Origin of the sequence: Methylophilus sp. 14, assembly GCF_015354345.1 — a bacterium.
Lineage (GTDB): Bacteria > Pseudomonadota > Gammaproteobacteria > Burkholderiales > Methylophilaceae > Methylophilus.
Genome location: NZ_JADKYS010000003.1, coordinates 247,254 through 270,434, shown reverse-complemented (window position 1 = coordinate 270,434; position 23,181 = coordinate 247,254). Strand labels below are relative to the sequence as shown.

The window sequence follows — 23,181 nt, the reverse complement described above, 5'->3', positions numbered from 1 at the left end:
TAACTTATGGAAGAACTGCATTTGGAACAACTGCATTTACCCGCGGCACATCAGGCACAAGGGGCAATCACCCTGCCAGGTTCAAAAAGCATCTCTAACCGCACCTTATTACTGGCTGCCCTGAGCGATGGCGTCACCGTTATTCGCGACTTACTGGCCTCAGATGATACGGCACGCATGCTAGAGGCTTTAACGGCGTTAGGCGTCAAACTGGAAAACATCGGCGAAAATGCCTGGCAAGTCACTGGCTGTGGCGGTAAGTTCCCCAACAAGCAGGCCGATTTATTTTTAGGCAATGCCGGGACGGCATTCAGGCCACTTACGGCAGCCCTGGCTTTTTCTGGCGGTGACTACCATTTGCACGGCATTGCGCGCATGCACGAACGCCCGATTGGTGACTTGGTGGACGCATTAAAGCAAGCTGGCGCCCAGGTGGCCTATCTTGCCAACGACGGCTACCCTCCCCTGCAAATCTCCCCGGCCAAACTCGATGTCAGCCAGGCGATTAAAATCCGCGGCGATGTGTCCAGCCAGTTTTTAACGGCATTGCTGATGGCACTGCCTTTAACCGGCCAGGCGGCTAGCATTGAGGTCGTTGGCGAGCTGATTTCAAAACCGTATATTGAAATCACGCTCAACCTGATGCAACGCTTTGGCGTGACCGTGCAACGTGATGGCTGGCAGCGTTTTCATATCCCGGCGGTGGCGCGTTACCAATCGCCAGGCGAGATCTATGTGGAAGGTGATGCCTCTAGCGCCTCGTATTTTATTGCAGCAGGGATTTTGGCCGGGGATGTGACGGTGAAAGGCGTTGGAGAGCACAGTATTCAGGGCGATATTCGCTTTGCCGAAGCGGCCAATCTGATGGGCGGCCGCATCAGTTATGGTGAAAATGAGGTGCGCGCCGAGAAAACACAGCCACTGCAAGCCATAGACTTGGATTGTAATCATATTCCGGATGCCGCCATGACACTCGGTGTGATGGCGATGTTTGCCCAAGGCGACTCAGAGCAGGCACGCACAACCACATTGCGCAATATCGCCAGCTGGCGCGTGAAAGAAACCGACCGCATTGCGGCGATGGCAGCAGAGTTACGCAAAGTCGGCGCGACCGTGGTTGAAGGGGCAGACTTCATACAGATTACACCGCCCGCGCAATTAACACCCAATGCTGTAATCGACACCTACGACGACCACCGCATGGCGATGTGCTTTTCACTCATCAGTCTGGCAGGCGTACCGATCACCATTAATGACCCCAAATGCGTGGGCAAAACGTTTCCAGAATACTTTAAGGTATTTGCCAGCATTGCGCATTAACCCAGCCTATGCCTGATCAGGCGGCGTAAGCCCATTCGTGCTCATCAGGCTCGGCAGGCGTTGCGCCATGCTGGTGACGCTGCCAGGCCCGCTCGTGAAAGTAAAACACAACGGTATTGCAGGCAGGCTCCACCAGTGCCATCAGACCACCTACCAGAATGCTGCCGGTGAACAGGTAGGCAATGGTAAATGCAACGCTAAAATGCAGCATGGCAAATGAGGCGGTTTTAATCATGGTGAACTCCTTGAATACGATGGCTTCATGTTACAAAAGCACAAAACAAAAATCCAATTCATTGTTTTAAAGTAATTGATAAATAAAATTTATGATAAACACCAACCTTCCACCTGTTATCGCCATTGATGGCCCCTCTGCGTCTGGTAAAGGCAGCGTGGCCGAACGAGTCGCCAAACACTTTGGCTTCCACTACCTGGATTCCGGAGCCATTTACCGCCTGCTGGCGTATGCAGCCTACCAACAGAATGTCGCCTGGTCTGACGCCAGCAAGCTGGCTGAGATTGCCGCCAAACTGGATATCAAATTCGACAACGGTGAGGCTTACCTGGATGGCGTACAAGTCAGCGCCCATATCCGCACCGAGCAAATGGGCAAAGGTGCGTCCGAAGTGGCTGTGCATCCCGACGTGCGGACGGCCTTGCTGCAGACACAACGCGACTTCAGACAAGCCCCTGGGCTGGTAGGTGATGGCCGTGACATCGGCTCGGTGATTTTTCCGGATGCAGGATTGAAAATTTTCCTGACGGCCGCAGTCGAAACCCGCGCCAAACGCCGCTACGACCAGCTCATCAACCGTGGCGAAACAGCCGATTACGACCTGATCCTGGCTGATTTGCAACAGCGAGATCTACGCGATAGCCAGCGTGCGGCCGCCCCTTTGAAACAATTACCAGATGCCATTTTGCTCGACACCACGGACAAGAATATCGAGCAAGCCGTGAACATCATTATCGAAGCCTTTAAAAAAGCCGGCCAAACCGCATAAAAAACCGCTTAAGTCATTGAACTCAATAATTTTTTTGTGTATAGTTTTGGATTCGGATTGCTCAAGTCATGCTTGGGCAATATTTTTTAACCTTTTCCATTGCTTGCGCACTTGCGTAACAGTGGCTCGCTGAAGGATGTCTGTCTTTCATGCGAGTAAAAATTGGACAATTTTTTAATGGCTTCTATTTCTAATACATCCTCTTCCATGGAATCTTTTGCAGCCCTCTTCGAAGAAAGCCTGGCACGCCAGGAAATGCGCGCAGGTGAAGTAATCACCGCCGAAGTAGTGTCTGTAGACAACGATTTCGTTATCGTGAACGCTGGCTTGAAATCCGAAAGCGTGATCAACGCTGGTGAATTCAAAAATGCACAAGGCGAACTGGAAGTTGCCGTTGGCGACTTCGTTAAAGTAGCGATCGAAAAACTGGAAGATGGTTTTGGTTCTACACAACTTTCTCGCGAAAAAGCGAAGAAAATGCAAGCATGGCTGGATCTGGAAGAAGCCATGAACGAAGGCCGCGTGGTCAAAGGTTTTGTGAGCAGCCGTGTTAAAGGCGGTCTGCGTGTTTCTGTCAGCGGCATCATGGCATTCTTGCCAGGCTCACTGGTAGACATTCGTCCGGTTAAAGACACTACTCCTTACGAAAACAAAGAGTGGGACTTCAAAGTCATCAAACTGGATCGCAAGCGTAACAACATCGTGGTTTCACGCCGCGCAGTGATGGAAGACACCCTGGGTGCCGACCGTGAAGCACTGTTGGGCAGCCTGACCGAAGGTGCTGTGATCAAAGGTATCGTTAAAAACATCACTGACTACGGCGCGTTCGTGGATCTGGGTGGTATCGATGGCCTGTTGCACATCACTGACCTGGCATGGCGCCGTGTGAAGCACCCATCAGAAGTGCTGACCGTTGGTGAAGAAGTTGAAGCCAAGATCCTGAAATTCGACCAAGAGAAAAACCGTGTTTCTCTGGGCATCAAACAATTGGGCGACGACCCATGGGTGGCATTGAGCCGCCGTTACCCAGTAGGCACACGCCTGTTCGGTAAAGTATCTAACCTGACTGACTACGGCGCGTTCGTTGAAGTAGAACCAGGCATTGAAGGTTTGGTACACGTGTCTGAAATGGACTGGACTAACAAGAACATTCACCCAGGCAAAATCGCTCAATTGGGCGACGAAGTTGAAGTGATGATCCTGGAAATCGACGAAGACCGTCGTCGTCTGTCCCTGGGCATGAAACAGTGCAAACCAAACCCATGGGATGATTTCGCTGCAACGCACGCTAAAGGCGACAAAGTATCTGGCCAAATCAAGTCTATCACTGACTTTGGCGTATTCATCGGCTTGCCAGGTGGCATCGATGGTTTGGTACACTTGTCTGACCTGTCATGGACTCAATCTGGCGAAGAAGCAATCCGCAACTTCAAAAAAGGTGACGAGCTGCAAGCCGTTATCCTGGGCATTGACGTTGAGAAAGAGCGTATCTCTCTGGGCGTTAAACAGCTGACCGAAGATCCTAGCGGCAACAGCGCCCCGATTGGTGACGACAAATCTGGCAAACCAAAAGCCAAAAAAGCAAAAGCTGACGACGTGATGATCGACGAAGCTTCTGCTGGCACAACCAACTTGGGTGCTTTGTTGAAAGCCAAGCTGGACAGCAAAAAATAAGAAGGCTTTAGATCATGACACGATCTGAACTGATAGACCTGCTTGCCCAGCGCTTTCCGCAATTAGTGCTGAAAGATGCCGAGTTATCCGTCAAAACCATCCTCGATGCAATGACGGAAAACCTGGCGACGGGTGAGCGTATCGAAATTCGCGGTTTTGGCAGCTTTAGCCTCAACTACCGCCCGCCTCGTCTGGGACGTAACCCGAAAACCGGCACCAAGGTGCAGGTGCCGGCTAAATACGTACCACACTTTAAAGCGGGTAAAGAGCTGCGTGACCGCGTGGACGCTATCGAATCTTAATTTTTTGATTAAGTAGTAAGCAAAAAACGGTATCTTCGGATACCGTTTTTTTTACCTATGATGAACGCTATACATAGCGCATCGCCAACTGCTTGGGTAAAATAAAGCCTGACCTGAAAAGAGACCCCCTATGCTGGTTGAATTTGAATATTGGTGGCTATTGATTCTGCCGCTGTTTTTTACACTGGGCTGGATTGCCGCCCGTGTCGATATCAAGCAATTGATTGCTGAATCTACCTCACTGCCAGCCACCTATTTTAAAGGCCTCAATCTGTTGATTGCAGACCAGTATCACAAAGCGGTGGATGCGTTTAGCGAAGCGCTGTACCTGAACAAAGACTCCCTCGAACTGCACTTTGTGCTTGGTAGCCTGTTCCGCCGCACCGGTGAAACCGACCGTGCTATTCACCTGCATATGAATTTGCTCGAAAATTATGAGCTGACCGAGCAACAATCTACCTCCATCAAGGTCGAGCTCGCACAGGATTACTTTAAAGCTGGTTTGTATGACCGCGCTGAAGAGATTTTTAAAACCTTGCGTCATACACGCTATGAACAAGCCGCGTTACGGCATTTGCTTGAAATCTACGTCAAAGAACGCGAATGGTCAGAAGCGATTGCGATTGCCATTGAGTTAGAACGTTCCTCCGGTATCTCTTACCGCAAAGAGGTCGCGCAATATTATTGCGAGCTGGCTGCCAATGCGATGATTCGCCAGGATTGGGCGCATGCAAAAACACAACTGGAACAAGCGCTAGATGCCAATAAGAACTGTGTGCGTGCCAACGTGTTGTTAGGTGATATCGCCGCGCAACAAGGCCATCATACAGACGCCATCGCCTTCTGGAAGCGCATTGAAATGCAGGCGCCGGAACACTTGGGGCTGGTGGCGCAAAAAATGCTCAAGAGCTACTCATTGCTTTATGGTGAAAGCGATACTGAATCTAGCAAAGTCAGCAAAGGGCTGAGCGAAGGCTTGAACCAATTACACCAGTACCTGGAAACCTATCAAATCAGTAGCATGATGTCCGTGCTTTATGAAGCAACGTTGCAAGCAGAAGGCGCTGACAAAGCAGCCAAACTGGCGCGTAATGAGCTGATACGGAAACCCAGCCTGAAATCGCTGGACCAGCTCTTACAAGCGCGCGCCATGCTCGATGACGAACAGCACGACCTGCAATTAATGCAACAGACGGTGCGCAACGCCATTGGTGACCGTGCTGCCTACTATTGTGACCAGTGCGGCTTCCGCGCCAAACAATATCACTGGCAATGCCCAGCCTGTAACGCCTGGGAGTCGCTCCCCCCAGAGCCCACTGAGGCAACCATCAGAGATATCAAGCTACTCAAACGCAAGTAGTCTTTATTAACCGAATATACGAATCACCTTTTATGACTGATAGCAAAATTATTGTCGCCCTGGACTACGCTGATGCTGCATCTGCCACCGCCCTGGTTGATCGCCTGGATCCCACACTCTGCAAGCTCAAAGTCGGCAAAGAGTTATTTACTGCGGCTGGCCCTGCATTCGTGGAGTCGCTGGTCAAACGCGAATATGATGTTTTCCTGGATTTAAAATTCCACGATATTCCTAACACCGTCGCCAAAGCCTGCCAGGCGGCAGCTAACCTTGGCGTCTGGATGTTAAACGTGCATGCCAGTGGTGGCTTGCCTATGATGCAAGCCGCACGCGAAGGGCTGGACAAAGCCTTTGGCAACCAGGCCCCTTTGCTCATTGCCGTCACCGTATTAACCAGCATGGATGAAGCCACCTTGCACAGCTTAGGGATTCAACGCTCTCTCAACGAGCACGTGTTAGCACTGGCCACCATGACGCAACAGGCCGGTTTAAATGGTGTTGTCTGCTCAGCACAAGAAGCGCGCATGCTTAAACAGGCTTTAGGTGCGGCCTTTTGCCTGGTGACGCCTGGTATCCGCCCGCGTGATGCGAGCCAGGACGACCAAACCAGAATCGTCACACCAGAGGATGCATTAAATCTAGGCGCACACTACCTGGTGATTGGGCGCCCTATTACAAAAGCGGCTGATCCACTTGTTGCACTAAACGCAATAATTAAAAATATTTAGCATAAATTAACAATATTGGGCCGCATGTGCATTCGCATCCATAGCGAGTCAGTAGAATAAAAAACAGGCAACTTCAGCCTGTTTTTTTATTTTTGACCATACGGAGGCACTATGAAACAAACCATATTGGCTTATTTACTGTATTTCATTCTGTTACCAGCCGCTTATGCAGTCGTCGATATCAACACGGCAAGCCAGGCCGAATTAGAGACCCTGAATGGCATTGGCCCAGCGAAAGCACAGGCCATCATTGAATATCGCAAAAAAAGTGGTGGCTTTAAATCTGTGGATGAACTCGATCAGGTACCGGGCATTGGTCAGGCAACATTAGCCAACCTGAAGAAAGATGTCAGCATTAGCGGTAAAAAGCCAGCACCTGCAGAAACGATCAAAGTGGATAAAAAGAAATAGTCATACTGCGGCTTAAGTCGTAAAAACAAAAAAGCACCCAATGGGTGCTTTTTATATTTGGCGGAGAGAGAGGGATTCGAACCCTCGATAGAGTTGCCCCTATGCCACCTTTCCAGGGTGGTGACTTAAACCGCTCATCCATCTCTCCGAAAGAAGGCGCGATTATAGCCCATAAAACTCTTTGCCGCCAAACAATTTAATGGATTTTTTTCAGGCGCGCATAGGTCAAAACAGGCCATAAAATCGCACTCTATAACACCACTCAGCACTCTTATAAATCATCAAAAACTTATCTAAAAAGGCTTGCTTTTGTCAGCATGAAGGTTTAATGTTTAGCACACAAACAGTCGCCTAAGCCTTGTAAAATAAGGTGTTAAGGCATGTTTATCGCGATAGCTAATTGCGATTTGATGCAAGCGGTTTGGAGAGCAGTTTTGCTACAACATTAATAGAAAAAGTACAGGAGTAACTATGAGTTTGGATCTTCTTAAGGCGATGGGCGTCAAAGTCCCATACAAAGCCAAGTATGACAACTTTATCGGTGGCAAATGGGTTGCACCGGTCAAAGGTGAATATTTTGATGTGATTTCACCCATTACCGGTAAGCCATATACCCAGGCTGCACGCTCCAGCGCTGAAGATGTCGAGCTGGCATTAGACGCGGCACATGCGGCGGCAGACAAATGGGGCAAAACTTCAGTCGTTGAACGTTCTAACCTCTTGTTGAAAATTGCTGATCGCATTGAGCAAAACCTTGAACTGATTGCCACTGCAGAAACCGTGGACAATGGCAAACCGATTCGTGAAACGCTGAATGCTGACATCCCGTTAGCCGCTGACCACTTCCGCTACTTTGCCGGTGCGTTGCGCGCGCAAGAAGGCAGCATCAGTGAGCTGGATGAAAACACCGTGGCTTATCACTTCCATGAACCGCTGGGCGTCGTTGGCCAGATTATTCCATGGAACTTCCCTATCCTGATGGCGGCCTGGAAACTGGCACCAGCGGTGGCTGCGGGTAACGTAGTGGTGATGAAACCTGCAGAGTTCACCCCGATCAGCTTGTTGATTCTGATGGAAGTGATTGCAGATTTGCTGCCACCTGGCGTCATCAACGTGGTGAATGGCTTTGGCCGTGAAGTCGGCGCGCCGTTGTCTACCAGCAAACGTATCGCCAAAATCGCTTTTACCGGCTCAACCGCCACTGGCCGTTATATCGCCCAGGCTGCGGCCAACAACCTGATTCCTGCGACGCTGGAGCTGGGCGGCAAATCACCTAACGTCTTTTTTGAAGACATCATGGACGCGGATGATGACTTTTTGGACAAAGCCGTTGAAGGCTTGGTGCTGTTTGCCTTTAACCAGGGCGAGGTCTGTACCTGCCCTTCCCGTGCATTGATCCAGGAATCCATTTACGACAAGTTTATGGAGCGTGTATTGCCACGCGTGGCCGCGATCAAGCAAGGCAACCCGCTGGATCCAAACACCATGATAGGTGCACAAGCCTCTCAAGACCAGGTGAACAAGATTCTGTCGTACATGGACATCGGCCGTCAGGAAGGCGCGCAGCAACTGTGTGGTGGCGAGCGCAATATTCTGGGCGGTGATTTGGCAGAAGGCTATTACATCAAGCCAACGCTGTTCAAAGGCCATAACAAAATGCGTATCTTCCAGGAAGAAATTTTTGGACCAGTCTTGGCTGTGACGACGTTTAAAGACGAAGCTGAAGCCTTGAGCATTGCTAACGACACTATCTTCGGCCTGGGTTCAGGCGTATGGACACGTGACGGCAGCCGTGCGTATCGCATGGGCCGTGGCATTAAGGCTGGCCGTGTCTGGACCAACTGTTACCACGCCTACCCTGCCCACGCCGCATTTGGTGGCTACAAAGAGTCTGGTATTGGCCGTGAAACCCACAAAATGATGTTGGATCACTACCAGCAAACCAAAAACATGCTGGTCAGCTACAGCCCGAAAAAATTGGGATTCTTCTAATTTCCGGGTAAACGCCAGACAAGTATGAAGGCTTAAAAAAGGAGCGAATTTTTCGCTCCTTTTTTTATCTATAATGTCATGATGGCAAGATCAACGGGGAGAGATCTATGACTGAGCGCGTTTCTGCAACACCAGCGGCCGTTGCACTGATTGAACAACTGACGGCACAACATGGCCCTATCGTTTTTTTCCAGTCTGGTGGCTGTTGCGAAGGCAGCGGTCCGATGTGTCTGCCAGCCGCAGAATTCAGGCCTAGCCCGGCAGACGTGAAGCTGGGTGACTTACCTGGCGGCGCCATTTTTTACATGAGCGATAGCCATTTCAGCTTTATGCACAGCACGCATACCATACTGGATGCGATGCCTGGTTCCAGCGGCTCATTTTCACTGGATTGTGGCAGTGGCATGGCGTTTATTACACGTGGCCGTTTATATTCAGATGAAGAGTTGACGCAGTTGCAGCCTGAGCAACGCATAGGCTTGCAGTAAATAAAAAAGGCATCCAAGGATGCCTTTTTTGATACGACCACACAAGATTAGAATCCCAGACTTTCCAGCAGATCATCTACTTGTTCTTGATTGGCAACCACATCGACCGTATTATGCGGGTCAATTTGTGGGCCATTTAACAATGACTCATCATCTTTTTTCACCTGTGGCGCAAAGTCAACCAGCACCTGCACCAGTTGTCTTTCCAGGTCTTGTGCCAGGTTGGTGACTTTCTTAATCACCTGACCAGTCAGATCCTGAAAGTCCTGCGCCATCATGATATCCATCAGCAACGACTTCGTCGTGGTAGTATGTTCGTTGGCCATGGCTAAATAGGCAAAAGTTTCTTGCACCACGGCATCGTATTCCGACTTTAACGAAGCGCGCTGCATCACTTCTTCCCAACGCTGCTTTAATGCTGCTGCACGGTCTGCCAATTCAGATTGCAATGGTGTGGCCTGGTCTGTGGCATTTAACACACGCTCTGCAGCCTGCTCTGTCATTTTAGCGACATAGCTCAAACGGTCACGTGCATCAGGGATTTCCTGGGCGACCTGTTCAAGTACTTTGTCATAGCCCAAGCCACTCAAGCTGTCATGCAGCGAGCGTGTCATGTGACCAATCCGGCTGATCATTTCTTCTTGTTGATTTCCATTCAGGTCTTGCATGATGGTGGCAGCAATGTCCACGACAATATTATCCTGATTAGGATTGACAGCTTCGGTCATGGTTACACCTCGCCTTTTTCCAATTTTTCAAAGATTTTGGATAATTTCTCTTCCAGGGTGGCTGCCGTAAATGGTTTCACGACATAACCATTTGCTTTCGCCTGTGCCGCTGCGATGATGTTTTCTTTCTTCGCTTCGGCGGTCACCATCAGTACTGGCAATTTAGAGAGCTTGTTATCCGCGCGGATATTCTGCAACATGGTTAAACCATCCATGTTCGGCATATTCCAGTCCGAAACCACAAACTCAAAATCACCATTACGCAGTTTATTCAATGCATCAGCGCCATCTTCGGCCTCTTCCACATTGTTATAACCCAACTCCTTGAGCAGGTTACGTACGATTCTACGCATGGTGGAAAAGTCGTCCACTACCAGAAATTTTGTATTAGGGTTGCCCATTTGTTACTCCACTATCATTAGTTACCTATCCCGTAGCATTGATTATCTGACAAATGACACGCAATGCTATTGTCAATAAAACCGGGATTTGCCTGTTTGTTCACCGCTACGTTACACACGCAGGGCACGTTCACTATTAGTAGCTAAATAATGTAGCACCATTCGCGGCAGGTCTTTCAAATGCCCCACCTCATGGACGCCACCATGCGCGACTGCCTCGCGCGGCATGCCATACACTACGCAGCTTTCTTCATTTTGTGAAAAATTATAGGCACCGGCATTCTTCATGCGCAGCATGCCAGCCGCGCCATCCTTGCCCATGCCAGTGAGGATAATGCCCACTGCGTTTTTACCCGCATTGATGGCTGCAGAATCAAACAATACATCGACTGAAGGTTTATGTCTATTGACCGGCTCGCTGTCTGACAGCTTGGTCACATAGTTCGCCCCGCTTCTGGCCAGCAACAAATGTTTGTCACCTGGGGCGATATACGCATGGCCTGGCAAGACACGCTCCCCATCCACTGCTTCTTTCACCGCAATTTTGCACAAACTGTTCAGGCGCTCGGCAAAAGACTTGGTAAATCCGGCTGGCATATGCTGGGTAATCAGGATACCCGGGCAATCTGATGGCATTTGCATCAATACGGCTTTAATCGCCTCGGTACCACCAGTGGAGGCGCCAATAATCAATAACTTTTCACTACTGATCAGCGGATTACGAATCGCATTTTGCTGTACCTGGGTGTTAGACGCCTTGGCAATGCTTTGCAAAGTACTGACTTTAGCCCTGGAGGCGGTGCGGATTTTGTCTGTGATTTCGTCCGCATACTGTTGCATGCCTTGTGCAATGCCCATTTTAGGCTTGGTCACAAAGTCTGTCGCGCCCAGCTCCAGCGCACGCAGTGTAATTTCAGAGCCTTTTTCGGTTAGCGTAGACACCATCAGCACCGGCATCGGGCGCAAGCGCATGAGTTTTTCCAGAAAATCCAACCCATCCATGCGTGGCATCTCCACGTCCAGGGTCAATACATCCGGGTTCAATTGCTTGATCATTTCCCGTGCCACCAATGGATCCGGCGCGGTACCGACCACTTCCAGATCCTTGGTGTCATTGATAATCTCGCTCAGCAGACTGCGGATCAGTGCCGAATCATCTATCACGAGCACTTTTGTTTTCATGGCATGCCCTCTTTTTAATTATTATTAAAACAAATCGATATCGCCACCCACATCGTTGGTCTGCAGCTTGCTGGAGTAAGCTTGTTCGCGCTTGACCAAGGTGTAGTTGTTCAGTTGTTTCAGTTTTTTAACCAGCACTTTGCCCGTTTTTGGGAAAAAGTAGACTTTGCGCGGATAGATATCCAGCAAGTCTTCGCCAGTCACTTTAATACCTTCATCTTTAAGGTATTTTTTAACGAAAGCCGCGTTGCGGTCGCCCACGTTATTGGTGGTAAAACTGCGCAACACATTGCCGCCACCAAAAATCTTCGCTTCCAAATTTTCACGTTTGGCACCATTGCGCAATAACTGGTTAATCAGCACTTCCATGGCATACGTGCCATAGCGCATAGACTCAGAAACCGGGCTGTCTTTATCCGCTGCAGCCCCATCCGGTAGCATAAAGTGGTTCATGCCACCTATGCCGGTACGGCTATCGCGGATACAGGCAGACACGCACGAGCCAAGCACCGTGACAATCAGCATGTCTTTATCTGTGTAGTAATACTCACCGGGTGAGATTTTGGCGGCGTTTGTGTTAAACGTCCGGTCAAAATACAGGGTGGTTGAAATTTCTTCTTGCATGACACTCATGTCGATTTCCGATGCGTAAACAGGCTGGAACGTGCCGCGCCACTGGTTTTTAATTTATAGACGGTTTTTCCTAACAGTTGCAGGTGATCGGACACATACAAAAAGTTTTCCGAGTGTCCGGCCAGCAACAAGCTGTCTTCATGCATTAAGGTGACAAATTTATCAATAATCTTGCCTTGCGTCGGCTTGTCAAAATAAATCATGACATTGCGACAAAAAATCACATCAAAGCCATCATGAAATGGCCATTGTGTATCCAGCAAATTGAGCTGATGAAAGTGAATCAACTCACGCAGGGCTTTTTTCATGCGCACCAGGCCATCATGCTTGCCGGTGCCGCGTTCAAAAAACTTGCGTACTCTGGCATCATCCATTTTTTTAATGCGATCCAGAGGGTAAACCCCTGCCGCGGCTGTTGCCAGCACATTGGTATCAATGTCAGTAGCAATAATTTCAACCGGCGGCTTGAGTGTATTAAAGGCTTCGCATGCGGTGATGGCAATCGAATAAGGTTCTTCCCCGGTCGATGCCGCTGAACACCAGATGCGTATCGGTTTGGCAGGCTTGCGTGCCGCGAGCTTGCTCAAATGTTCCGCTAATATCGGAAAGTGATGTTCTTCCCGAAAGAATGAGGTCAGATTCGTGGTCAGCGCATTGGTAAATGCCTGCCACTCATCTGCATTGTTATTATTTTCCAACGTGTCCAGATACTGTTTGAAGCTGAGCATATCCAGTGCGCGTAACCGCCGACCAATACGGCTGTACACCATATCGGTCTTTGCATCGGATAATGAAATGCCTGCATGGCGATAAATCAGGCTTTTAATTCTGACGAAATCATCGCGCGTAAACAAAAACTCGCGCTCTTCCTGTTCTTGTTTTTTCAATGCACTCACTTCGTTATCCTATGCAAATCCGTTGGCTAAACATTGGCTAAAGATTAAGCCTTTGTGGTATCGATACGATCTTTCATTTGTGCAATGGCCAATTCAATCTGTTTTTCTTCCTTGGCTTTGGCTTCCGCGCTAGTGCGTGCATATTTGCTGCGCTCTTGCATTTGCGAGATGGCTAATGCAGCTGCCTGGTCATCTGCGCGGCGGTTTTGCGCCTCTGGTGTTTGCGCTGCAAATGGATGCAAGGCTTCTTTATATTGTTTCACCACATCAGCGGCTTTAGGCTCACGGGCAATCGCGGCTTTAATCGCCATTTTTGTTGCACGATAGTTCCAGTCCTGAATACGGTCATCCATGTCTGCTTTGCTGTCGATAAAGACACCAACACAGATAAACACGTCATCCGCTTCTTCCAGTGGAATCGTGCCATCAGCCACGCAATCCATCACCGCCATAGCCACGCCACGTTGTGCTGGGCCAAACATTTGTGTTGCTTGGCGGCCATCTTTAATGGTCACTTTGTTAAACATCACTGTGTTTGGTTTGACCATCATGTTTGGCGCTGCAATCGCCAATAAACCGTTTACCCCTTGTTTTTGGTCGGTGAGCGTACGACAAAATGCGTCTTCTGCAGCGCTACCGCGTGGGCCCATAATTAAGTCAATGTGCGCCACATTTTTCAAATCCAAGCCACCCTCTGGGCGCTCTTCAATCACTAAACCTTCACCAATTAACACTCGATCAATCACAGCCATTTTTTTACTCCTGATTAAAGTACTACTTATTAAAGGGCAATTACTTTTGCCCTAACCGTTGCTGACCTGACGATATCCTTCGTCCCAGCCTGCATTTCCTGATTTGTGGCCAGGCACGCTTGCATGCCCATCCACAATAAATACACCTACTGCGGTTGCCAGTTCATTGGCATGATCCATCAGCGATTCTGCTGCTGCGGCTGCCTGTTCTACTAACGCAGTATTTTGTTGTGTCACATCATCCATGCGAATTACTGCATCATTGACCAAGGCAATGCCAGCGCTTTGCTCATTGGAGGCGGATGCAATTTCACCAATAATGACACTGACGCGTTTTACAGAATCCACAATTTCATGCATGGTGTTACCGGCTTCTTCTACCTGGCGACTACCCTCTGCGGTTTTGTTAACGGAGTCAGTGATTAACTCTTTAATTTCACGGGCAGCCACTGACGAACGCTGAGCCAAATTGCCCACTTCGTTAGCCACCACCGCAAAGCCTCGGCCCTGCTCACCTGCTCGCGCGGCCTCTACGGCGGCATTCAAGGCCAGAATATTGGTCTGGAAAGCGATGCTGTCGATGACAGAAATAATGTCTTCAATCTTGCGTGCGCTTTCGTTAATATCACTCATGGTGCTCACCACGGCATTGACCACTTCACCGCCTTTGACCGCGACGTCCGAGGCTTGCGCCGCCAGATGATTGGCCTGTTTGGCGTTATCGGCATTCTGTTTCACGGTCGACGCCAGTTGATCCATGCTGGAAGCGGTTTTTTCGAGGTTAGCCGCCTGGTCTTCGGTGCGTCGGCTTAAATCTGCATTGCCTTGTGCGATTTCTTTGGCAGCAATATTGATAGATTCAGCGGCGGTTTTCACGGTCAGCACTGGCTCGACGATCATGTCCAACGTCTGATTCATGCCCTCGACAATCTTGCGATAGTCGCCAGGATGTTTTGCCGCATTGGCGCGCACCGTCACACGGCCTTCACGGGCCGCTTCTGCCAGCATTTGTGCATCGGCATTCAAGGCTTTCAAATTGCTGCGCACTTGCTCAATGGTTTGATTGATTTTTGCTTTTTGGCCCGGGAACTGTTCCAGCGGTGCATCAAAATTACCATCACCAAACGCCTGCACACAGGCCATGGCTTTCTGGTTGAGTGCGATATGGCCGGCGACGATATTGTTGATGCTGGTTGCCAGCAACGAGAATTGGCCTTTGAACATATCGGCACGCAAGGTCATGTCAATATTGCCTTTTTCATGCTCGGCATTGACCCAGTTCACTGAGTCGACAATGCCTTTGAGATTACCGCGAATGCGGTCTACACTCTTGTTCATGGCCGCTTTTTGGCCAGGCATGGCTTCTAGCTGTACCGTCAGGTCGCCGCGGCCAATATTGTCCATCACCGCAATAAACTTCTCGGTATCGCTGACGTAGGCAGTCACCATCTGGTTCACGCCTTGCGCCACGGCTTTAAAATCTCCATCAAACTGGCTGATATCAAGCAATGCATCAATATCTCCTTGTGCATGCGCCGCAGAGAGCTGCGCCATATCAGAAATCAGTGTTTTGACGTTATTCTTTAAGCTGTCAAAACTGACATTTAAAGCATTTAAATCCCCAGGCAAGGTCTCCAGCTGGGCACTAAAATCGCCCTGCCCCAGCAACTGCATGGAGTCACTGGTTTTGCGCAGAATATCGGCATGCATCTTGAGCATGCGATTAATCTCCTGTGCCATATTGCAATATTCGCCGCTAAACTGGTCGACATCAATCATTGCCTTGATATTGCCTTTGGCATGCTCAGCCACGACATCCGTCATTTGCTGATCCAGCATGCGTAATGTTTTTTTAGCCTGGTTTAAGGCCTGGATCACATTATCATCGCCATACGTCACGGCACTGCTGCTAAAGTCACCATTGGCGATGCTTTTTGCGGCGTCGAGCGCTTGGTAAGTCTCGCCACCGATATTGCGTCTGATTGCCGCAATCATTAAGGCGCCTAGGGCCACACTAAACAGAATCAAGCCAATGTTGAGGCTGTAATTCATCCAGTCATTCTGGTTCATCAGTACAGGCGTTTGCTGTTCTATGCTTAAAGCACTTTCATTTGCCAGCTTGACCACTTCGTCAACGACCAGTCTATGCTTTTGATACGCTGCCTGCAATCTTTCCAGCGCCTGAGCAATTTGCTTTTGATCACCACTGCGGATCGCAGGAATCACCTCGTTGTCGCGCACGTTAAAAAATGCATTGCCGCTTTCAAACAAAGTGCCAACCACCGTGTTTTTCAAAGCAGATTCTGGCAACTGTGTTTGCCAGTAATGGCGACGGTCTTCAAAAGATTTTTTCAGGGTGTTGCCTTTATCCACCAGCGCTTGCAAAGACTGATGATTCAAAGACACCATTTCCAACACAGTGAGCCAGGATTCAATCAAATATTCGGGCGGTGGTAACACATCAGCGATCAAATCTTTATGATTCACGATTTGCTGATAATGTGCGCCTTGAATCGCTAATTCACGATCCCCTAAATTATCCAGGTAACTGGTCGTGACAATACCGCCACCAAGCACAGCCAGCATTAAGCCCAACTGTGACTTCAGTGTCATGCGAGAGAGTTTTCCCGCCAATGTATTTAACGATGGTGAGGACATGCTTGCCACTCCTTAATTGATTCCAAATCCCGGTTACTGGCCTGTTAATCTTGTTTGTTGGCCTATGTTGATGATTATTCAACATTCGGGCCCGAATTGAATTGCCTGTAAAAAGGGGAATCTCGGCTCTTTTGCTGTAATTGCAACCCTAAAGAAATTCAAATGCGCATCATGGCCAGACTGGCTTTTTACAAGGCGTGGCAGCGATGTGCGTGATCCTTAGCCAACAAAAAACCGGCTGCATCAACAGCCGGTTTTTTGTGGTTTACTTCCTGTTAAAACTCTTCCCAATCACTATCATCGGTGCCTGTTTTGGCCGATATCTTGGGCGCGGGGCTGGCCTGCGGTTTGGGTGCCGCCACAGGTCGCCCGGACGATGCACTACTGAAACTGCTAGACACCGAGGGTGTTGGCGCAGGCGCAGAATGGCTTGCTTTAAAACCGCTGGACTGGCTGCTGTGGCCGAAGCCACCGCCAACACGCCCTTCAAGCTTGAACTGGCTAACCGCATCGGCCAGTTGGTTGGCCTGATCAACCAAGGACTCAGCTGCTGCTGCTGCCTCTTCCACCAAGGCCGCGTTTTGTTGCGTGGTTTCATCCATGCTGGTCACGGCCTGGTTCACCTGGTCAATGCCGGTGGTCTGCTCGGTAGATGCAGCAGAGATCTCACTGATGATATCTGCCACGCGCTGTACAGAGGAAACCACTTCTTCCATCGTGTTACCCGCGTTCTCGACCAGTTTGGTGCCTTCTGTGGTTTTATTCACAGAATCCGTAATCAGCTCTTTAATCTCTTTCGCAGCACTGGCTGAGCGTTGCGCCAGGTTACGCACTTCACCAGCGACCACCGCAAAGCCACGGCCCTGCTCGCCTGCACGTGCAGCTTCCACCGCAGCGTTCAAGGCCAGGATGTTGGTTTGGAAGGCAATGCCATCGATGACAGAAATAATGTCTTCGATCTTCTTCGCACTTTCGTTGATTGCACTCATGGTGGCAACCACTTCGTTGACCACTTCACCGCCTTTGACTGCGACGCCTGAAGCTGTCAGTGCCAGCTGGTTCGCCTGTTTGGCATTCTCAGCATTCTGTTTCACGGTAGAGGCTAACTCTTCCATGCTCGCCGCTGTTTGCTCCAGGCTGGACGCCTGTTGCTCGGTACGGGCAGACAAGTCGGAGTTACCGCTGGAGATCTCATTCGCTGCTGTTGTGATCGTTTCGACTGCCTCGGTGACAGCAATAATCGGCTCTACAATCAGATCCAGTGTGTTGTTCACCCCTTCAATAATCTTGCGGAAATCACCATTGTGTTTATCCACGTCGGCACGCACGGTGATGCGGCCTTCTTTAGATGCTTCTGCCAGCATGCTGGTGTCAGCCACCAAGGCATTCACGGCTTCAATGCTGGTATTCAGGTTGGTAATCATCTGGCTGTAATCACCTGGATAATGCTCAGAAATCGTGGCTGGAATATGGCCTTTGGCAATATTGTCCAGATATTCTGAAGTCACTGTCAGTGGTTTGACCACTGCATCCAGCGTGCCATTCAGGCCTTCAATCACCTTACGGAAGTCACCATTATGCTGATGGGTATCGGCACGGGTAGACAACTGACCATCCTGCGCAGCTTGTGCCAGTTTATTGGCATCGGCCACCAGTGCATTCACCGCCGCAATACAAGTATTGAGGTTGTTGATAATCAGGCTGTAATCGCCTGGGTATTGGTCTTGAATGCTGGCTGGGATCACGCCTTTGGCAATGTTATCCAGGTAGCTTGAAGTCACATTCAATGGTTTGACCACCGCATCCAGCGTGCTGTTCATGCCTTCCACAATCGCGCGGAAGTCACCTTGGTGCTGGCTGGCGTTGGCACGGGTAGACAAGTTTCCTTCCACCGCGGCGTGTGCCAGTTGGTCTGCATCGCTCACCAGGCGTTTGATATTGCTGCGTACTTGCTCAATCGCCTCATTCACAAACGCTTTCTTGCCTGGGAACTGCTCCAGCGGCACATCCAGATTGCCTTCACCAAACGCTTTCACCACTTCAATCGCACTACGGTTCATCGCAATGTGGCCAGCCACCATTTTGTTGATGCCTGCGGCCATCTCGGAATAACCACCTTTAAAGCGTGTTTCGTCCACGGTGCAGTCGATATCGCCTTCATCGTGTTGCTGGCTGACATAGCCCAGGGATTGCACCAAACCATCCAGCGTACGTTGCAGCACACGAATAGAGTAAGCCACACTGGACTTGTCATCTTCTGGCAGGGTAATTTTCTGGTTCAGATTGCCTTCCACAAAGTTGCGCGCAATCACTGTTAACTCAGCAGGTTCCATGCCCAATTGCTTGAACATATTACGTTTGATATACACACCAATCGACACTACCACCGCTAATGCAGCCAGCGCAATGCCAATCAGCATAAAGAGTGCGCTTTGTTTAACAACAGCCGCTTGCGTCGCACTGTCTTTGGCCAACTTGTTGTTGAATTGTCTGTGCTCACGGATGGCTTTTTGTACCCCCTCTATCACCGCCTGGTTTGCCAACAAGGCATCTCTCGCCTCTGTTTTCTTGTTAGAGAGTGACAAGGTCAGGGTATTACTGCCCAACACGTCATAGGCTTTGATTGCCTCATAATCCTTGGCCAGCAACTGTTTATCTTGCGCATCGCTGATAAAGTTGTCATAGCGCTTCAAAGCGGCCATCAGTTTACCGTGCGTCTCAGCGACTTCTTTTTCGATAAGCTGCATTTTACCGTTATCGGTGTTCAGCATATGCTGCCAAATCAGGCTGTTGAGCTTTTCAAACTCACCCAAGGAGTCGTCGAGGATTTCAATACTCGGCGCTGCCATTTCATTGGCAAAATTGGTATATTTAAATACCCGGTCAGTTTGAAAATAACTCACTCCCGCCAGCAGGAACAACCCCAAAGCTGCGACGGCAATCAGAATGTACATTCTCTTAGCAACACTCATAATTTAGACTCCTAAATCCGTTTTTGATCTCTATAGCCATTTTGGCTTTCTTATATTTTCGGCTAATACCCTGGCAAGCTAAACCTTAATAAACACCGTTTTCGCCGCTTTGTTTTCGCTCAAGTTTTTACTTTTACTGCCGAGGACGCATGATGAAAACCCATAAAAAATCCCCCTAAAAACAGGGGGATTCTCTGTCAGAAAAAAGTCGATTATTTCTTCGCTTTTGAAGCGTCAGCAACTTCTACTTTTTTCTTGGCAGCACCGGCCTCTGCAACTGCGTCGCCTTTCATGTGTGAAGAAGTCAGTTCAGCACTGCCTTCTTCATAACAAACGCGACCCATCATCGAAACGGTACATACTTCAGCGGCGAAGATTGGTGCCGAGAAAGCGGATAACGCAACGATAGTCAGGGCTGTGTTCAAAGTTTTTTTCATAAAGTCTCCATACGATTTAACAAAAAACAACAGTGGTTATTCTTTACCACTTAGTTACTTTTACGACAGGCACAGCTTATTCTTTAGCCATAAACAGCGGGTTTAACACTTTAGTTACAATAAAAAAGCCGACTGTTTAACAGTCGGCTTTTTCTGGATCAATCCGGGTTAAAACTCTTCCCAATCGCCATCATCGGTGCCCGTTTTCTTAAAGGTACTGGCCATGGCAGGTCTCGCCGCAGGTGGGGCATGACCACCACCAGACAAGACTCTGGATAATTGATTAATCGCAGCATGTGTTTCCTTCGATCGCCTGGAGAAATCGCCGCCTAGCAAGAACTTGGCTTTATCGAGATTTTTCGCCGCCACCGACTCGACAATCTCACCGACACTCTGGTGAAAATGGGCATGCGCATCTTTCAGCTCTCTAAACTCCTTGCGATGGCCGTGCTGCTTGCCTTCGCCGTATATCCACTTACCCAGATCGCACTTATGGTCGCTGGCTGCATCGGCATGATTGATCGTTTCTTTGTGCCGTCCATTCATGTAGTCGATGAGGCGCGTCTTCCATTGGTCATGCGCCTTGCTCGCATCATCCAAAGAGAACTTTTTTGCGACGGCTCCTCCATGGGCACCGGAGAAGCTCGTAACTGTTTTGGATGGTGCCTGATAATGCTGGGTGCTGCTTCTTGCGTGGCCACCAACACTGTGCCCGTCAAGTTTAAACTGGCTGATAGCGGCAGTCAGTTGGTTGGCCTGATCCACCAGCGATTCAGCCGCAGCAGCTGCCTCTTCAACCAAGGCCGCGTTCTGTTGCGTAGTTTCATCCATGCTGGTCACAGCCTGGTTCACCTGGTCAATCCCCGTGGTCTGCTCGGTAGATGCAGCAGAGATCTCACTGATGATATCTGCCACGCGCTGTACAGAGGAAACCACTTCTTCCATGGTGTTACCCGCGTTTTCGACCAGTTTGGTGCCTTCTGTGGTTTTATTCACAGAGTCGGTGATCAGTTCTTTGATCTCTTTAGCGGCACTGGCTGAGCGTTGCGCCAGGTTACGTACTTCACCAGCGACCACCGCAAAGCCACGGCCCTGCTCACCTGCACGCGCCGCTTCTACCGCAGCGTTCAAGGCCAGGATGTTGGTCTGGAAGGCAATACCGTCAATCACCGAGATGATGTCCTCGATCTTTTTCGCACTTTCGTTAATGGCACTCATGGTGGCAACCACTTCGTTGACCACTTCACCGCCTTTGACTGCGACGCCTGAAGCTGTCAGTGCCAGCTGGTTCGCCTGTTTGGCGTTCTCAGCATTCTGTTTCACGGTAGAGGCTAACTCTTCCATGCTCGCCGCTGTTTGCTCCAGGCTGGACGCCTGTTGCTCGGTACGCGCGGACAAGTCGGAGTTACCACTGGAGATTTCATTTGCAGCCGTGGTAATCGTTTCAACCGCTTCTGAAACCGCCATAATCGGTTCGACAATCAGATCCAGCGTATTGTTAATGCCCTGGATGATATCGCTGAAACCACCCGGATGGCGGCTGGCATCAGCGCGAACAGTAATCCGACCTTCTTTCGCGGCATCCGCCAGCATCAAAGTATCGTCGTTCAAGGCCTTGAGGTTGCTACGCACCTGCTCAATGGCCACGTTAATAAAGGCTTTCTTACGTGGGAACTGCTCTAATGGCGCATCAAAATCACCTTCACCCATGCCACTCACACATGCAATGGCTTTTTTCTTGGTGTTGATATGCTCTTCAACCATTTCATTCACACCTTCAGCCATCACACGGTAGGCACCCTCGAATTTAGCGGCGTTAATGCGCACGTCGATTTCACCAATATCGTGCTCGGAGCTCATGTGTGTCATTTCTGAAATCAATGTGTTGATAGCATCAATACACTGGTTGAGGTTGTTTTTAATGGTATTGAAATCGCCATTGTAATGATCACTGATTTTGGCTGGGATCTCACCTTTTGAAATATCCGCAATATAGCGTGCGGTCACGTTTAGTGGCGTAATCAGCGCATCCAGCGTGTTATTCATGCCTTGCACAATAGTACGGAAATCACCATGGTATTTGCTGGCATCTGCACGTGCGGACAAATTGCCTTCAACTGCGCCGTGTGCCAATGCGTCAACATCCGCGACCAATGCCTTGATATTGGCTCTGACTTGCTCAATGGCCTCATTCACAAAGGCTTTTTTGCCAGGGAATTTCTGCAATGGCACATCCAGGTTACCTTCACCAAAGGCTTTTACTACCTCAATCGCACTGCGGTTCATGGCAATATGGCCAGCCACCATTTTATTGATGCCTGCGGCCATTTCAGAATAACCACCTTTAAAGCGAGATTGATCGACATTGCAGTCAATATCACCTTCATCATGTTGCTGGCTCACGTAATTCAGTGATTGCACCAGGCCATCCAATGTACGTTGCAGGCCCACAATAGAGTACGCAACACTAGACTTATCGTTAGTCGCCAGTGCAATTTTCTGGTTCAGGTTACCCTCTACCAGGTTGTGGGCAATCTGTGCCAACTCACCTGGCTCAACACCCAGTTGCGCACGCAGACGTTTGGTAATCAGCATGCCAAACGCAACAATCGCCGCTAGGCATAGCAAAGCAATGGCAGAGGATTGCCATACGGCGCTCTGTTTGATGCTGGCTGCATGTGCAGCAAGCTCCAGGCTGGTTTTCTGGTTATAGAGCATATGCTCATCCATCTTGTCAGCTACTTCCAGTGCCAGCTTGTCAGCTTGTTTCAAGGCCTCAGGCGCTTCAGGCGCACCGATGTCTGACAAACGCAACACATCCGTCATTTGCACAAAATAGCGATTCAGCATCTCTTTTTCAGCAGTCAGCAATGCCTGGTCCTGATCACTAGACACCAGGTCCTGGTAGTGCGTCAGTGACTCTTCGACAACCGTTTTACGATCCTGAATTTGCGTTGCCAATTTTTCCTTTTCGGCAGGCGTGGTCACGCTCACGTGGCGCAACACATTCAGGCGCAATCTTTGATAGTAGTTTTGCGCTTTGGACAGTTCAAGAATACTAGGGATAGTATTCACGTTGGCTTGATTGGTCGTGTCATAGACTTTAACGATTTCGTTTAAGGTGACCCCGATCAGAACCACCATCGCTAATGCGCAAGTGGCAATCAAAAGATACATGCGTTTTGCAATTGTCATCATGGATTCCTAAATTAAATTACAGCTAAAATATTGATACAAGCATTA

20 protein-coding genes and 1 tRNA gene are annotated in these 23,181 nt (G+C 49.5%); 9 read left to right on the top strand and 12 right to left on the bottom strand.

The features are described 5' to 3' along the window. Positions 1–21 precede the first annotated feature (21 nt). Positions 22–1,320: a 3-phosphoshikimate 1-carboxyvinyltransferase gene (gene aroA, locus INP78_RS09600; protein ID WP_194742197.1), complete on the top strand. Its 1,299-nt coding sequence runs from the start codon at positions 22–24 to the stop codon at positions 1,318–1,320. 16 nt (positions 1,321–1,336) lie between these two features. Here aroA and INP78_RS09595 read toward each other — a convergent pair whose 3' ends face one another. Beyond that, a complete protein-coding gene (locus tag INP78_RS09595; protein ID WP_194741967.1) occupies positions 1,337–1,555 on the bottom strand; it encodes a DUF2061 domain-containing protein in 219 nt (72 codons plus the stop codon). Between the two features lie 91 nt (positions 1,556–1,646). Here INP78_RS09595 and cmk point away from each other — a divergent pair, with 91 nt between their 5' ends. The 6 genes from cmk to INP78_RS09565 all read left to right on the top strand — a co-directional run bounded on the left by cmk (position 1,647) and on the right by INP78_RS09565 (position 6,799). Next, positions 1,647–2,324: a (d)CMP kinase gene (gene cmk, locus INP78_RS09590; protein ID WP_194741966.1), complete on the top strand. Its 678-nt coding sequence runs from the start codon at positions 1,647–1,649 to the stop codon at positions 2,322–2,324. 177 nt (positions 2,325–2,501) lie between these two features. Further along, the gene (gene rpsA, locus INP78_RS09585; RefSeq protein ID WP_194741965.1) at positions 2,502–3,998 is read left to right on the top strand and encodes a 30S ribosomal protein S1; all 1,497 of its coding nucleotides are present in this window, start codon (positions 2,502–2,504) and stop codon (positions 3,996–3,998) included. Positions 3,999–4,012: 14 nt separating this feature from the next. Continuing rightward, positions 4,013–4,300: an integration host factor subunit beta gene (locus INP78_RS09580; RefSeq protein ID WP_018985241.1), complete on the top strand. Its 288-nt coding sequence runs from the start codon at positions 4,013–4,015 to the stop codon at positions 4,298–4,300. A 130-nt stretch (positions 4,301–4,430) separates the two neighbouring features. Beyond that, positions 4,431–5,660, top strand: a complete 1,230-nt coding sequence (lapB, locus tag INP78_RS09575) for a lipopolysaccharide assembly protein LapB (protein WP_194741964.1) — start codon at positions 4,431–4,433, stop codon at positions 5,658–5,660. A 32-nt stretch (positions 5,661–5,692) separates the two neighbouring features. Continuing rightward, entirely contained in the window at positions 5,693–6,388 is a 696-nt protein-coding gene (gene pyrF / locus INP78_RS09570; protein ID WP_194741963.1) for an orotidine-5'-phosphate decarboxylase, read from the top strand. Positions 6,389–6,499: 111 nt separating this feature from the next. After that, complete coding sequence (locus INP78_RS09565; protein WP_194741962.1) at positions 6,500–6,799, top strand: ComEA family DNA-binding protein; 300 nt, start codon at positions 6,500–6,502, stop codon at positions 6,797–6,799. Positions 6,800–6,857: 58 nt separating this feature from the next. Here the strand turns inward: INP78_RS09565 and INP78_RS09560 are convergent. Further along, positions 6,858–6,947 (bottom strand) — tRNA-Ser (locus INP78_RS09560). A 323-nt stretch (positions 6,948–7,270) separates the two neighbouring features. Here INP78_RS09560 and INP78_RS09555 point away from each other — a divergent pair. Together INP78_RS09555 and INP78_RS09550 are read left to right on the top strand one after the other, a co-directional pair. After that, positions 7,271–8,791, top strand: coding sequence for an aldehyde dehydrogenase family protein (locus INP78_RS09555; protein WP_194741961.1), 1,521 nt, complete (start codon positions 7,271–7,273; stop codon positions 8,789–8,791). A gap of 107 nt (positions 8,792–8,898) precedes the next feature. After that, on the top strand, positions 8,899–9,279 hold the full coding sequence (locus INP78_RS09550; RefSeq protein WP_194741960.1) for a DUF779 domain-containing protein: 381 nt from the start codon (positions 8,899–8,901) through the stop codon (positions 9,277–9,279). 47 nt (positions 9,280–9,326) lie between these two features. On the opposite strand, the gene cheZ is transcribed toward INP78_RS09550, so the two are convergent. From cheZ to INP78_RS09500, 10 genes are all read right to left on the bottom strand, one after another. Further along, positions 9,327–10,007: a protein phosphatase CheZ gene (gene cheZ / locus INP78_RS09545; RefSeq protein WP_194741959.1), complete on the bottom strand. Its 681-nt coding sequence runs from the start codon at positions 10,005–10,007 to the stop codon at positions 9,327–9,329. Positions 10,008–10,009: 2 nt separating this feature from the next. Next, positions 10,010–10,408, bottom strand: coding sequence for a chemotaxis response regulator CheY (gene cheY / locus INP78_RS09540; protein WP_019882316.1), 399 nt, complete (start codon positions 10,406–10,408; stop codon positions 10,010–10,012). A 111-nt stretch (positions 10,409–10,519) separates the two neighbouring features. Further along, a complete protein-coding gene (locus tag INP78_RS09535; protein ID WP_194741958.1) occupies positions 10,520–11,590 on the bottom strand; it encodes a chemotaxis response regulator protein-glutamate methylesterase in 1,071 nt (356 codons plus the stop codon). A 24-nt stretch (positions 11,591–11,614) separates the two neighbouring features. Further along, positions 11,615–12,223: a chemoreceptor glutamine deamidase CheD gene (cheD, locus tag INP78_RS09530; RefSeq protein ID WP_194741957.1), complete on the bottom strand. Its 609-nt coding sequence runs from the start codon at positions 12,221–12,223 to the stop codon at positions 11,615–11,617. Continuing rightward, on the bottom strand, positions 12,220–13,119 hold the full coding sequence (locus INP78_RS09525; protein WP_194741956.1) for a CheR family methyltransferase: 900 nt from the start codon (positions 13,117–13,119) through the stop codon (positions 12,220–12,222). The genes cheD and INP78_RS09525 overlap by 4 nt, the downstream gene beginning before the upstream one ends. Positions 13,120–13,163: 44 nt before the next feature. Beyond that, positions 13,164–13,871, bottom strand: coding sequence for a formaldehyde-activating enzyme (gene fae, locus INP78_RS09520; protein ID WP_194741955.1), 708 nt, complete (start codon positions 13,869–13,871; stop codon positions 13,164–13,166). A 51-nt stretch (positions 13,872–13,922) separates the two neighbouring features. Then, positions 13,923–16,529 (bottom strand): methyl-accepting chemotaxis protein, encoded by a 2,607-nt coding sequence (locus INP78_RS09515; RefSeq protein ID WP_305076180.1) that lies wholly within the window; start codon positions 16,527–16,529, stop codon positions 13,923–13,925. 275 nt (positions 16,530–16,804) lie between these two features. Beyond that, positions 16,805–19,501 carry a methyl-accepting chemotaxis protein gene (locus tag INP78_RS09510; RefSeq protein ID WP_194741954.1) on the bottom strand — a complete coding sequence of 899 codons (2,697 nt, stop codon included), beginning with the start codon at positions 19,499–19,501 and terminating at the stop codon, positions 16,805–16,807. 212 nt (positions 19,502–19,713) lie between these two features. Then, positions 19,714–19,938, bottom strand: a complete 225-nt coding sequence (locus INP78_RS09505; RefSeq protein ID WP_019882307.1) for a hypothetical protein — start codon at positions 19,936–19,938, stop codon at positions 19,714–19,716. A 168-nt stretch (positions 19,939–20,106) separates the two neighbouring features. Beyond that, complete coding sequence (locus tag INP78_RS09500; protein ID WP_194742195.1) at positions 20,107–23,133, bottom strand: methyl-accepting chemotaxis protein; 3,027 nt, start codon at positions 23,131–23,133, stop codon at positions 20,107–20,109. Positions 23,134–23,181: the final 48 nt, after the last annotated feature.